This is a genomic window from Pseudomonas sp. NFACC25 (genome assembly GCF_900100935.1).
Classification (GTDB): domain Bacteria; phylum Pseudomonadota; class Gammaproteobacteria; order Pseudomonadales; family Pseudomonadaceae; genus Aquipseudomonas; species Aquipseudomonas marginalis.
This window is the reverse complement of sequence record NZ_FMUC01000009.1, coordinates 81,016-93,511: the sequence shown is the minus strand read 5'-3', so window position 1 is coordinate 93,511 and position 12,496 is coordinate 81,016. Positions and strand designations below refer to the sequence as shown.

At 59.5% G+C, this 12,496-nt stretch carries 14 protein-coding genes; 3 read left to right on the top strand and 11 right to left on the bottom strand.

All coding sequences use genetic code 11. The annotated features are described in order from the left end of the window. Nucleotides 1-76: 76 nt before the first annotated feature. A complete protein-coding gene (locus BLQ09_RS20310) occupies nt 77-619 on the bottom strand; it encodes a YaeQ family protein (protein ID WP_027605467.1) in 543 nt (180 codons plus the stop codon). Nucleotides 620-767: 148 nt separating this feature from the next. Between BLQ09_RS20310 and BLQ09_RS20305 the strand changes: the two genes are divergently transcribed. After that, on the top strand, nt 768-1,967 hold the full coding sequence (locus tag BLQ09_RS20305; protein ID WP_027605466.1) for a CaiB/BaiF CoA transferase family protein: 1,200 nt from the start codon (nt 768-770) through the stop codon (nt 1,965-1,967). Continuing rightward, a complete protein-coding gene (locus BLQ09_RS20300) occupies nt 1,967-2,851 on the top strand; it encodes a TIGR02285 family protein (protein ID WP_027605465.1) in 885 nt (294 codons plus the stop codon). Before BLQ09_RS20305 ends, BLQ09_RS20300 begins: the two co-directional genes overlap by 1 nt. Nucleotides 2,852-3,021: 170 nt before the next feature. Here BLQ09_RS20300 and BLQ09_RS20295 read toward each other — a convergent pair whose 3' ends face one another. Then, entirely contained in the window at nt 3,022-3,306 is a 285-nt protein-coding gene (locus BLQ09_RS20295) for a DUF3509 domain-containing protein (RefSeq protein ID WP_027605464.1), read from the bottom strand. 311 nt (nt 3,307-3,617) lie between these two features. Here BLQ09_RS20295 and BLQ09_RS20290 point away from each other — a divergent pair, with 311 nt between their 5' ends. Beyond that, on the top strand, nt 3,618-3,839 hold the full coding sequence (locus tag BLQ09_RS20290) for a hypothetical protein (protein ID WP_092358352.1): 222 nt from the start codon (nt 3,618-3,620) through the stop codon (nt 3,837-3,839). Nucleotides 3,840-3,924: 85 nt separating this feature from the next. On the opposite strand, the gene thrC is transcribed toward BLQ09_RS20290, so the two are convergent. The 9 genes from thrC to ffh form a co-directional block, all read right to left on the bottom strand. Continuing rightward, on the bottom strand, nt 3,925-5,334 hold the full coding sequence (gene thrC, locus BLQ09_RS20285; RefSeq protein WP_027605462.1) for a threonine synthase: 1,410 nt from the start codon (nt 5,332-5,334) through the stop codon (nt 3,925-3,927). A gap of 67 nt (nt 5,335-5,401) precedes the next feature. Continuing rightward, complete coding sequence (locus BLQ09_RS20280; protein ID WP_027605461.1) at nt 5,402-6,706, bottom strand: homoserine dehydrogenase; 1,305 nt, start codon at nt 6,704-6,706, stop codon at nt 5,402-5,404. Nucleotides 6,707-6,835: 129 nt separating this feature from the next. Continuing rightward, nucleotides 6,836-7,567, bottom strand: a complete 732-nt coding sequence (locus BLQ09_RS20275) for a thioredoxin fold domain-containing protein (RefSeq protein WP_027605460.1) — start codon at nt 7,565-7,567, stop codon at nt 6,836-6,838. Nucleotides 7,568-7,709: 142 nt separating this feature from the next. After that, complete coding sequence (gene xerD, locus BLQ09_RS20270) at nt 7,710-8,606, bottom strand: site-specific tyrosine recombinase XerD (RefSeq protein ID WP_027605459.1); 897 nt, start codon at nt 8,604-8,606, stop codon at nt 7,710-7,712. A gap of 112 nt (nt 8,607-8,718) precedes the next feature. Further along, a complete protein-coding gene (gene rplS / locus BLQ09_RS20265; protein ID WP_003175895.1) occupies nt 8,719-9,069 on the bottom strand; it encodes a 50S ribosomal protein L19 in 351 nt (116 codons plus the stop codon). 45 nt (nt 9,070-9,114) lie between these two features. Further along, a complete protein-coding gene (trmD, locus tag BLQ09_RS20260) occupies nt 9,115-9,888 on the bottom strand; it encodes a tRNA (guanosine(37)-N1)-methyltransferase TrmD (RefSeq protein WP_175472326.1) in 774 nt (257 codons plus the stop codon). After that, nucleotides 9,870-10,406 (bottom strand): ribosome maturation factor RimM, encoded by a 537-nt coding sequence (gene rimM, locus BLQ09_RS20255; RefSeq protein ID WP_027605457.1) that lies wholly within the window; start codon nt 10,404-10,406, stop codon nt 9,870-9,872. The genes trmD and rimM overlap by 19 nt, the downstream gene beginning before the upstream one ends. A 5-nt stretch (nt 10,407-10,411) precedes the next feature. Next, the gene (gene rpsP, locus BLQ09_RS20250) at nt 10,412-10,663 is read right to left on the bottom strand and encodes a 30S ribosomal protein S16 (RefSeq protein WP_003238923.1); all 252 of its coding nucleotides are present in this window, start codon (nt 10,661-10,663) and stop codon (nt 10,412-10,414) included. Nucleotides 10,664-10,913: 250 nt separating this feature from the next. Beyond that, a complete protein-coding gene (gene ffh, locus BLQ09_RS20245; protein WP_003175900.1) occupies nt 10,914-12,290 on the bottom strand; it encodes a signal recognition particle protein in 1,377 nt (458 codons plus the stop codon). Nucleotides 12,291-12,496 lie beyond the last annotated feature (206 nt).

The following is a 12,496-nucleotide window of genomic DNA, read 5'->3' as shown; positions in this document are numbered from 1 at the left end:
GAATACAACGGTTAAACGACAACTCTGAAGGGAACATAGATCAAATGTGGGAGGGGGCTTGCCCCCTCCCACATTTTCAACCGCGCTCGCCGACCAGCCATTGCAGTTGCACTTCGTGCTGGCCACGGTCGTCGGTGACGAAGATCGTGCCTTCACTGATCATCACGTCCCACTTGATCACGCGGGGCATGTCCTTGGCCAGGACCTCCAGAATCTCCTGGGGCACTGCTGCGATGTGGACATTCTTCAGGGTGTTCGCCACCGGCACCACTTTGCCTTCCCAAACGCGCAAGCTGCCGTATGCCAGCAGGCTGGTGCGCTCAGTGCGACGCGAGCACCAGGTCAGGCGGTCGGCATCCGGCTGGCCGACTTCAATCCAGTGCAAAACCCGATCATCCAGGCTTTTTTCCCACAGGGCTGGCTCGTCTACATCTGACAGGCCACGGCCGAACGCCAACTGTTCGTTGTAAAAAAGGGCGTAGGCCAGCAGACGCACGGTCATGCGTTCTTCAGTTTCCGAGGGGTGGCGAGCGATGGTCTGCTTGACGCTCTCGTACACCGAACGGTCGAGGTCGGTGAGGTTGAGTTCGAATTTGTAGGTCGTGGACGGCTGGGCCATGAACGGGCTTCTAGAGACAGGGAAAGGCGGCCAGTCTAACCGATGGCGAGGTCATTCAACGAATCCTGCGCTGCATCATCCTTATCCCTGGGCTGCTCGCCTATGTTAAAAGGCTTCACACCACCGTTCTGCGCAGACAAGGATCCCCATGTCGTTTAATGCCAAACCGCTTGCCGGCCTGAAAGTCATCGAACTCGGCACCCTGATCGCCGGCCCCTTCGCCTCACGCATTTGTGCTGAATTCGGTGCCGAGGTGGTCAAGGTCGAGTCCCCGGACGGCGGCGATCCGTTGCGCAAATGGCGCAAGCTGTACGAAGGCACCTCGTTGTGGTGGTTTGTGCAGGCGCGCAACAAAAAGTCCCTGACGTTGAACCTCAAGCACCCGGACGGGCTGGCGATTCTCAAGCAACTGCTGGCAGACGCCGACATCCTGATCGAAAACTTCCGCCCCGGCGTACTGGAGAAGCTTGGCCTGAGCTGGGAAACCCTGCATGGGCTGAACCCGAAACTGGTGATGGTGCGCCTCTCGGGTTTTGGCCAGACCGGACCGATGAAAGACCAGCCCGGGTTTGGTGCAGTGGGTGAGTCCATGGGTGGGCTGCGCTATATCACCGGTTTCGAAGATCGCCCGCCGGTGCGCACCGGAATCTCCATTGGCGACTCCATCGCCGCGCTGTGGGCGGTCATCGGCGCCTTGATGGCGCTGCGTCATCGCGAGGTTAACGGCGGTGTGGGCCAGGTGGTCGATGTGGCGCTGTATGAAGCCATCTTCGCCATGATGGAAAGCATGATCCCCGAGTTCGACGTATTCGGGTTTATTCGCGAACGTACCGGCAACATCATGCCCGGCATTACGCCGTCGTCGATCCACACCAGCGCGGACGGCAAGCACGTACAGATCGGTGCCAACGGTGATGCCATCTTCAAACGTTTCATGAGCGCCATCGGCCGGGAAGACCTGGCGAACGATCCACAATTGGCCAGCAATGACGGGCGCGACAGCCGTCGCGATGAACTCTATGGCGTGATTGATCGCTGGGTGAACTCGCTGCCGCTGGAGCAGGTGGTGGAGCAACTCAACAAGGCTGAAGTGCCCGCCAGCCGTATCTACAGTGCCGAGGACATGCTGGGCGACCCGCAATTCCTCGCGCGCGAGATGTTCCTCAAGGCCCGGCTTCCCGGCGGCAAGGACTTCAAGATGCCGGGCATCGTGCCCAAGCTGTCGGACACACCGGGCAGTTGCGAATGGGTGGGGCCGCAACTGGGTGAACACAACGGCGTGGTGCTGGGCGAGCTGGGATACGACGCCGCCGCCATTGTCCGCCTGCGTGAGCAAGGTGCAATCTGATGCCCCACGGCTGCAAACACTGGCTCATTGCGCTGTACCTGGCCGCCATGCTGGCCAGCGGCTGGTCCGTACCGGCGAGTGCAGAGGGCACGTTGATCTGGTTATTGCGCGACTTGCCGCCGCTGACCATCTTCGAAGGGCCAGGCAAAGGCCAGGGTGCCCTGGACCAGTTGCTGCCGATACTGATCGGACACTTGCCGGAGTATCGCCACCAGGTAATGCACGTCAATCGCGCGCGCGGCATGCAGATGCTGCGCGAGCCCACGCTCACCTGCGATCCATCCTTGCTGTGGACGGCCGAGCGGGCCAGGTACATCGTATTTTCCAGGCAGGCGTTTGTGGTCGCCAGTAATGGCATCACGATCCGGCGCAGCCAACAGGGCGCCCTGGCGGCGTTTATCGTAGACGGCCAGTTCGACCTGCAGGCCTTCTTCGACGCCCATGAGGCAAGGGTCGGCGCGATCGCGGAACGCAGCTACGGCGCCGTTATCGATGAGCGACTGAAACAGGCCGACACACACAAACTCGCACTGCACTACGGCAACGATGCCCTTGGCAGCTTGCTGCAGATGCAGCGCCTGGGCCGGCTGGAGGCGGTGCTGGGCTATTGGCCGGAAATCCGCTACCACGCGATGCAACAGGGGATCGCAGCCGACGACCTCAGCTTCTACCCCATCAAGGGCACAGCGCCTTACCAGCGCACGCATATCGGCTGCTCGGATACACCTGAGGGGCGCGAGGCCATGGAACGGATCAACCAGGTCCTGCTCAGCCTCCCGCTGGAACACGTACAGCAGTCCTACGCTGCCTGGCTGGACCCTGCCATGCGTGAACACTACCTGCGAGACAACCCGAGCTTTTTCCAGGACTCGCCAGCGCCGTGACAAATCCCAGGCAAAAAGAAACCCCGAAGAGTGGGGAGACACTTCGGGGTTAAACGTGGCCTACAAAGACCAGTACAACAAGGCACAAACACCGGAGCACAATGTTTGCTCTTGCTGTTACGAAATCTGACCGGCCATGACGTGGGAAGTTTCCATCTATAAACAATTCTTCATGCAACGGCAGCGCTGCGGGTCTGGGCGGCATTGCGCAAGGCCGCGATGACCGAGGGTTCCAGGCGTCCTTCAGCGATCTTGAGGTCACGCAGCAGGCAATCCACCACATCCACCAATAGGCGCTTATCGAGCAATTGCGCCCGGTCGACTTCACGCTCGACCATGATCGCACCGGCGGGGTTCTTTACGGTTACCAGGCACTCGTCCTGCACACCTGCGGTGGTCAATGTCACCTGATAAGGGCTCAGTGCTTCTTCGAGCAATAGGCTGATACTTTCCATCTCGATCACCACTCAATAGTTCGCAAACATTCTTGTAAACGGGAGCTGCATCTATCCTAAGTGACTGGTTGTGACGTAGGAAAGTTCGCTTTTTCGTTTATGCGGGGTTGTCGGGGGATGACGTTTCCAGCATGCGCTTGCAACATGACAGGCAAAAAACGGCGGCACATAAATGCTTACGCAATGGGCTGCTGTTTTGGGCTCCCCCTGCCGCGCAGGCCATGGGTGAATCCTATACTCGATGAGCGCTGATCACGGTGCCACGTGGGTAAAGCGTATGCCAAAGGCCCTTATTGCGAAGGAGGAATGCGATGGTGGAAAACGATGAGCGACTGGCGACGATGGAGAAAATGCATGCCGATGTAAGGCGCATCTACGCAGAAATATCACGCATGCAGGCTGAGCAAGACAAGCTCAGATCGAAATCCCTGAAAATAAACTGTGAAACTTTCTGGTACCCCATGGGCGTAGCAATGGCCGTGGTCGCAACGATTGCTTCGATTACTGGAGTAGCGATTAAGTTGCTCTTGTAACCGGCACGCCGTCGGGCCTGCCAGAAACAAAAAACGCCGCTGACCCAAGGAAGGGAAAGCGGCGTTTTTGTCTGGGTGACCTGCCTTACAAAGGCTTGCCACGATTGCCATGCTGGCTGACAAACGCCTGCATCGCCTTCAAGTCATTCGGCAGCACCGTGCAGCGCTCTTCACGCTCGAACAGGTCGGTCAGATGCACCGGCAGTTCCAGCGCCTTGCCGACACCCGCCTTCTCCACCGCTTCCGGGAATTTCACTGGATGGGCGGTGCCGAGGATCACCATCGGGATATCCAGGCTGCGACGGCATTCACGGGCGGCCTTGACCCCAATGGCGGTGTGCGGGTCGAGCAACTCGCCGGTCTGGGCGTAGACCTCGGCGATGGTTTCACAGGTCTGCGCGTCATCCACGGCCAGGGAGTCGAACAGCTTGCGGGTTTCGGTCCAGCGCTCTTCATCAACGCTGAAACCGCCGCCGCTCTTGAAGGTGTCCATCAAGCCGGCGATGGCTGCGCCGTTGCGACCGTGCATGTCGAACAACAGGCGTTCGAAGTTCGACGACACCATGATGTCCATGGACGGCGACAGGGTGGCGTGCAGGGTTTCCTTGACGTACTGGTTGCCGCTCATGAAGCGGTGCAGGATGTCGTTGCGGTTGGTGGCGACGATCAACTGGTTGATCGGCAGCCCCATGTTACGGGCCAGGTAGCCGGCGAAGATGTCGCCGAAATTGCCGGTCGGCACCGAGAACGATACCGAGCGCGCCGGGCCGCCCAACTGCAGCGAGGCGTGGAAGTAGTAGACGATCTGGGCCATGATCCGCGCCCAGTTGATCGAGTTCACCGCCACCAGGCGTGTGCCTTTGAGGAAGCCCTGGTCGGCGAAGCTGTTCTTGACCATTTCCTGGCAGTCATCGAAGTTGCCTTCGATGGCGATGTTATGGATGTTCTCACCGAAGATGGTGGTCATCTGGCGGCGCTGTACTTCCGACACACGCTTGTGCGGGTGCAGGATGAAGATGTCGACGTTTTCGCAGTGCTTGCAGCCTTCGATGGCGGCCGAACCGGTATCACCGGAGGTGGCGCCGATGATCACCACGCGCTCGCCGCGCTTCTCCAGCACGTAGTCCAGCAGACGACCCAGCAGTTGCAGGGCGAAGTCCTTGAACGCCAGGGTCGGGCCATGGAACAGCTCGAGCACCCATTCGTTGCCGTTGAGCTGGCGCAGAGGCGCGATGGCGCTGTGGGAAAACACGCCGTAGGTCTCTTCCAGAATCTTTTTGAAATCAGCATCGGGGATGCTGCCGGTGACGAATGGGCGCATCACCCGGAACGCCAGCTCGTGGTACGGCAGGCCGGCCCACGAAGCGATTTCTTCCTGGGTAAAGCGTGGCAGGTTTTCCGGCACGTACAGGCCGCCGTCGGTGGCAAGGCCTGCCAGCAAGACGTCTTCGAAATTCAGGGCCGGTGCCTGGCCGCGGGTGCTGATGTAACGCATGACTGGCTCCTCTAAAACATTCTCGAACAGAGGCCGCCGCACACACGGGGCCTCTGGAACAGATCGGTTAGTTCAGGTGTTCGACGCGAATCCGCACCACCGGGCCCACGACGCCTTGCAAGGCTTCCAGCGCGGTGATGGCATCGTTGATGTGCTGCTCGAGCACCCGGTGGGTCAGCAGGATCATCGGCACCTGGCCGTTCTGCTCCTCGACTTCCTTCTGCATGATCGACTCGATGTTGATACCGCGCTCCGACAGGATACTGGCCACCTGGGCCAACACGCCCGGGTGATCCTTGGCCTGGATGCGCAGGTAGTAGGCGCTTTCGCAGGCCTCGATCGGCAGGATCGGGTGGGCCGACAGCGAATCCGGCTGGAAGGCCAGGTGCGGCACGCGGTTTTCCGGGTCGCTGGTCATGGCGCGAACCACGTCCACCAGGTCGGCGATCACCGACGAAGCGGTCGGCTCCATGCCGGCACCGGCGCCGTAGAACAGGGTGGACCCGGCAGCGTCACCGTTGACCATCACGGCGTTCATCACGCCATTGACGTTGGCGATCAGGCGGTCGGCCGGGATCAGCGTCGGGTGCACACGCAACTCGATACCCGCCGGGGTGCTGCGCGCGACACCGAGGTGCTTGATGCGGTAGCCCAGGGCTTCGGCGTAGTTCACGTCGGCAGTGGTCAGCTTGGTGATGCCTTCGGTGTAGGCCTTGTCGAACTGCAGCGGGATACCAAAGGCGATGGACGCCAGGATGGTCAGCTTGTGCGCCGCGTCGATGCCTTCCACGTCGAATGTCGGGTCGGCTTCGGCGTACCCCAGGGCCTGGGCTTCGGCCAGTACGTCTTCGAAGGTACGGCCCTTCTCGCGCATTTCGGTGAGGATGAAGTTACCGGTGCCGTTGATGATGCCAGCCACCCAGTTGATGCGGTTGGCGGACAGGCCTTCACGGATCGCCTTGATCACCGGGATACCGCCGGCAACCGCGGCCTCGAACGCCACGATCACGCCCTTCTCGCGGGCCTTGGCGAAGATCTCGTTGCCGTGTACAGCGATCAGCGCCTTGTTGGCGGTGACCACGTGCTTGCCGTTTTCGATCGCCTTGAGCACCAGCTCACGAGCCACGGTGTAACCGCCCACCAGCTCGATGACGATATCGATTTCAGGGTTGGTGGCCACGGCGAAGACATCGTTGGTAATCGCAATACCGGTCGTTTGGAACTGAGGCTTTGGCGAACGCGTGGCAATTTGCGCCACTTCAATCCCGCGCCCTGCACGGCGGGAAATTTCTTCAGCATTACGCTGAAGTACGTTGAAGGTGCCGCCACCGACGGTCCCTAACCCACAGATGCCTACTTTGACCGGTTTCACTGAAGAACTCCCCATGAAACGGCCGACGCTAGGTCGGCCGTGGAAAACAGCCGCACAACTGCGGCTTTCAATTAATGGCCCGTCGACTTATCCACAGGCCATGATCGTCAAAGGTTCGACGATGCTGGTTTATTTGGCACCCAGCGCCAGTTTGGCAACTTGTGGTGCCGGCTGGTAGCCCGGAATCACCTGGCCGTCAGCCAAAACGATGGCCGGTGTACCGTTGACGCCGATGGACTGGCCCAGGGCAAATTGCTTCGACACCGGGTTGGCGCACTTGGCGGCCTTGATTTCCTTGCCATCGACCATCTTGTCCATGGCCGCTTTCTTGTCGGCCGAGCACCATACGGCCTGCAACTGCTCGTCGCCTGGCGAACCCAGGCCCTGGCGGGGGAACGCTACGTAGCGGACTTCCACACCCAGCTTGTTCAGCGCAGGCACTTCGGCATGCAACTTATGGCAGTACGGGCACGTGGTGTCGGTAAACACGGTGATATGGGTCTTGGTCTCGCCGATGGCCGGGTAAACCACGGTTTCAGCCACCGGGATGCCGTTGATCAGCTTGGACACGCCCAGGCGCTCGGCTTTCTCGGTCAGGTTGACCGGCTTGCCGTCCTTGAGCTGGAACAGGTAGCCCTGGACGATGTACTGACCGTCTGCACTGGCGTACAGCACGCGGCTGCCCTTGAGCTTGACTTCATACAGGCCGGCCATCGGGCTGGCACTGATGCTTTCGATTGGGGTATCGAGCTGCAGGTTGGCCAGGCTCTTGCGGATGGTCTGCTCGGCAGCGTCATCGGCGACGGCAAAGGTGGAAACCAACGCAATGGCTGCGGCGGCAATAATCTGGGTCAAGCGCATGGAAACTCCTGAAGGCAGATGCAGGGACGGGTGCAGGCGCGCCAATACGGAAACACGAGTGCGGGCGGTCCCCTTTGCTAACCGGCAAAGCCTACCACAGTTGGGCCGCAGGGCAGCCCGTGGCGGCATAAATTGGCGCTTTTCAGCCTCGCGGGTGGTGCTTGGCATGCATATCCTGCAAGCGCGCACGCGCCACATGGGTGTAGATCTGGGTGGTGGATAAGTCGCTGTGCCCGAGCAGCATTTGCACCACGCGCAAATCCGCACCGTGGTTGAGCAAATGGGTGGCGAATGCATGGCGCAAGGTGTGGGGCGACAGGCTCTTGCCGATCCCCGCGACCCTGGCCTGGTGTTTGATGCGATGCCAGAACGTCTGGCGGGTCATCTGTTCGCCACGCTGGCTGGGAAACAGCACATCGCTGGGCCGCCCGCCCAGCAGCTCGCTGCGAGCATCGCGCATATAGCGCTCGACCCACACAATCGCCTCCTCCCCCATCGGCACCAGCCGTTCCTTGCTGCCCTTGCCCATTACCCGCAGCACCCCCTGGCGCAGATTGACTTGCTCCAGGGTCAGGCTGATCAGCTCCGTGACCCGCAGGCCACAGGCATACAACACTTCCAGCATGGCGCGGTCACGCTGGCCGATGGCTTCGCTGAGGTCGGGCGCAGCGAGCAAGGCATCGACGTCGGCTTCCGACAGGGATTTGGGCAAGGGCCTGCCCAGTTGCGGCATATCGATTTGCAGGGTCGGATCGAGGGCGATCAGTTTTTCCCTCAGCAAATAACGATAAAACCCACGCACACCGGAGAGAAATCGTGCAGTGGAACGGGGCTTGTAATTCTGTTCCAGGCGCCAGGCCAGATGATCGAGGATCAGCTCGCGACCGGCATTGATCAGTTCCAGGTTTTTTTCCTGCAGCCAGCCGTTGAACAGCGCCAGGTCGCTGCGGTAGGCCTGGCGGGTGTTATCTGACAGGCCTTTCTCCAGCCATAGGGCATCGAGGAAACGGTCGATCAGGGGGTGGTCGATGGCAGGCATAGGGACTCGAACAGAAAAGTGGCGGAACCAGGTAGATCCTATCCCGGACCTCAAATCGCGGGCACAAAAAAGCAGCCCGTAGGCTGCTTTTTTCTGCATCGGGAAGCTGGACTTAAGCCAGTTTTTCCTTGATGCGAGCTGCTTTACCGGACAGGTCACGCAGGTAGTACAGCTTGGCTTTACGTACGTCACCGCGACGCTTGACGGCCATGCTGTCGATTTGCGGGCTGTAGGTCTGGAAAGTACGCTCTACGCCAACACCGTTGGAGATTTTACGAACAGTGAAAGCACTGTTCACACCACGGTTACGCTTGGCGATTACCACGCCTTCGAACGCTTGCAGACGCGAACGGTCGCCTTCCTTCACTTTCACCTGAACGACAATGGTGTCGCCCGGGGCAAAGGTAGGGATCTCTTTGGTCATCTGCTCTGCTTCGAGTGCAAGGATGATTTTGTTAGTCATGCTGTGCTCCTAAGGTAAGTCAATGGACCTACCATCGATACGTTGTTAACTATCGTCCCGCGCGAGGATGTATTCCTCGAGCAGCTTCTTCTCTTCTCCAGAAAGCGAGCGGCTTTCCAGAAGATCGGCGCGTCGTTCATAGGTCCGACCAAGGGACTGCTGTAAACGCCAACGCCGGATGTGTGCGTGATTGCCACTTAGCAATACGTCGGGAACACGCTGATCCGCATACACCTCCGGTCGGGTGTAGTGCGGGCAATCCAGCAAACCGTCCGTGAAGGAATCTTCCTCCGCGGAGTCCGCATGCCCTAAAGCTCCAGGCAGCAGTCGTGTAACCGCATCTATCAGGACCATCGCCGGCAGCTCGCCGCCAGACAGGACATAGTCCCCAATCGACCACTCTTCATCGACATGAGCTTCAATAAACCGCTCGTCAATGCCTTCATAGCGACCGGCAATCAGGATCATTGCTTCCTCATTCGCCAGTTCGCGGACCCCAGCCTGCTTCAGCTGACGGCCTTGAGGGGACAGGTAAATTACCTTCGCCTTCTCCCCGGCGGCTGCCTTGGCCTGAACCAACGCATCTTCCAGGGGCTTGATCTTCATCACCATGCCCGGGCCACCGCCAAATGGGCGATCGTCCACAGTGTGATGTCGATCCGTCGTGTAGTCTCGCGGGTTCCAACAGGTGAGCTGCAACAGCCCCTGCTTCACCGCCCGACTGGTGATGCCGTACTCGCTGATGGCGGAGAACATCTCGGGAAACAAACTGATCACTTCAATGCGCAAATTAGCCACGCTTAGAAGTCCGCGTCCCATTCCACCTTCATCTCGCCCGCCGCCAGGTCAACAGCCAACACGCATTGCTCGGTATAGGGCAACAGGCGTTCGCGATCATCCAGGCTGCCAGCGCAAGGCTTGACCACCATTACATCATTGGCGCCGGTTTCCAGAAGATGATCGATTTTCCCGAACAATTGCCCGAGTTGATCAATAACCTTCAGACCTTCCAGCTGGTACCAGTAGTACTCGCCGTCGGTCAATTCAGGGAACAGGTTGCGCGGCACGCAGATCTCATAACCGGCCAGAAGACGAGCTTCTTCACGATCATCAAGACCCTTGAGCTTCGCGACCAGGAACTTATCGCTCCCGCGTCCACTGACCAGCTCGACCTGTTTCACACTACCTTCGCGCTTGAGCGTCCAGGTCTTGTACTGCAACAGGTTTTCAGTCGGATCAGTAAAGGAATACACCTTCACTTCGCCGCGAACGCCATGAACAGAATAAATCTTGCCGATAACGATCAAATCATCAGCAACAGTTGGCGTCGCGTTCATATTGCTCAGGCTGCGGCCTTAGCCGAGTCCTTCAACAACTTGGCAACACGCTCAGACGGTTGTGCACCAACGCTCAGCCAGTAGGCTACGCGCTCTTGGTTCACGGACAGGCGGACTTCTTGACCACGAGCGATCGGGTTGAAGAAACCTACTTGTTCCTTGTGAGAGCCGTCACGTGGGTTGCGGCTGTCAGTTACGGTCAAGTGGTAAAACGGGCGCTTTTTGGAGCCGCCAAGGGCAAGACGGATTGTTAGCATGTGAACATCGTTCCTGTAGTCGGTGCTGCAAATCTAAATGCACAGCGGGCATAGGTGCCCGAAAGGCCGCATATTCTAAGGAATATCCGGACTTTTGCAAATGTCTTTTTCTGGCGCCTATCAGCGTGCCATTCAGATCTGCTAGAGAGCCGTCGGTTAAAACGGCAGGTCAGCCCCCGCCAACGGCGGGTTTGCTGGAGATCCCACATCCCTGTGGGTCGGAGCAGGAGTGAACTCCCGCTCGAATACTTTACATTTTCGGCATGCCGCCGCCGGGCAACATACCGCCCATGCCGCGCATCATCTTGGCCATTCCGCCCTTGGCGGAGAATTTCTTCATCATCTTCTGCATCTGCTTGTGCTGCTTGATCAAGCGCCCGATGTCCTGCACCTGGGTGCCGGAACCCATGGCGATCCGACGCTTGCGCGAACCGCTGATCAGCTCAGGGTCGCGGCGCTCGGCCGGGGTCATGGAGTTGATGATGGCTTCCATCTGCTTGAACTGCTTCTCTGCCGCGCCCTGGGCATTGCCCATTTGCGCCAGGTTCACGCCGCCGATGTTCGGCAGCTTGTCCATCAGGCCGCCGAGGCCGCCCATGTTCTTCATTTGTTGCAGCTGGTCGCGGAAGTCTTCGAGGTCGAAGCCTTTGCCCTTCTTCAACTTTTTCGCAAGCTTATCGGCTTTGTCCTTGTCGAGCGTCGCTTCGGCCTGCTCGATCAGGCTGAGCACGTCACCCATGCCGAGGATACGCGAGGCGATACGCTCAGGGTGGAACGGCTCGAGCGCTTCGCTCTTCTCGCCCATACCGATGAACTTGATCGGCTTGCCGGTGATGGCACGCACCGACAGCGCGGCACCGCCACGGGCGTCGCCGTCGACCTTGGTGAGGATCACGCCGGTCAGCGGCAGCGCGTCGCCGAAGGCCTTGGCGGTGTTGGCCGCATCCTGGCCGGTCATGGCATCGACCACGAACAGCGTCTCGACCGGGTTGATCGCGGCATGCAGCGCCTTGATCTCGCCCATCATCTCTTCATCGATGTGCAGGCGACCGGCGGTATCGACGATGACCACGTCGATGAACTTGAGCCTTGCTTCTTTAATAGCAGCGTTGGCGATGTCGACCGGCTTCTGGCTCAGGTCGGACGGGAAGAAGGTCACGCCCACTTCGCCCGCGAGCATTTCCAGCTGCTTGATGGCCGCCGGACGGTACACGTCGGCCGACACCACCATCACGGACTTCTTCTTGCGCTCTTTAAGGAAGCGCGCCAGCTTGCCGGCGGTGGTGGTCTTGCCCGCACCTTGCAGACCGGCCATCAGCACGACGGCCGGTGGCACGGCACTGAGGTTCAAATCTTCGTTGGCCGCGCCCATCAGGCTTTCGAGTTCGGCCTGGACGATCTTCACAAAGGCCTGGCCCGGGGTCAGGCTGCGGGACACTTCAGTGCCGACCGCGCGCTCCTTGACCGAGTTGACGAAGTCCTTGACCACAGGCAAGGCGACGTCGGCTTCCAGCAACGCCATGCGCACTTCGCGCAGGGTGTCTTTAATATTGTCCTCGGTCAGCTTGGCCTTGCCGGTTACATGGCGCAGCGTCTGCGAGAGACGGTCAGTCAGGTTTTCAAACATGCGCGATCCTTTCAGGCCCTATTCATCGAAATGCATTGGTAGACCGAGGTAATGGCGGCCCAGGCTGTGGTAAATCGCTATTAAACACAGCGTTCGGCGAGCCTGCGGCGTGGGCTGGTCGCGGATTATAGCGAAGACTGCGCCCATGCACACCCGCTGTCTGGCCCTGGAGTCTTTCGTGGAGCGCAGGTGTGTGCCAAACTCAG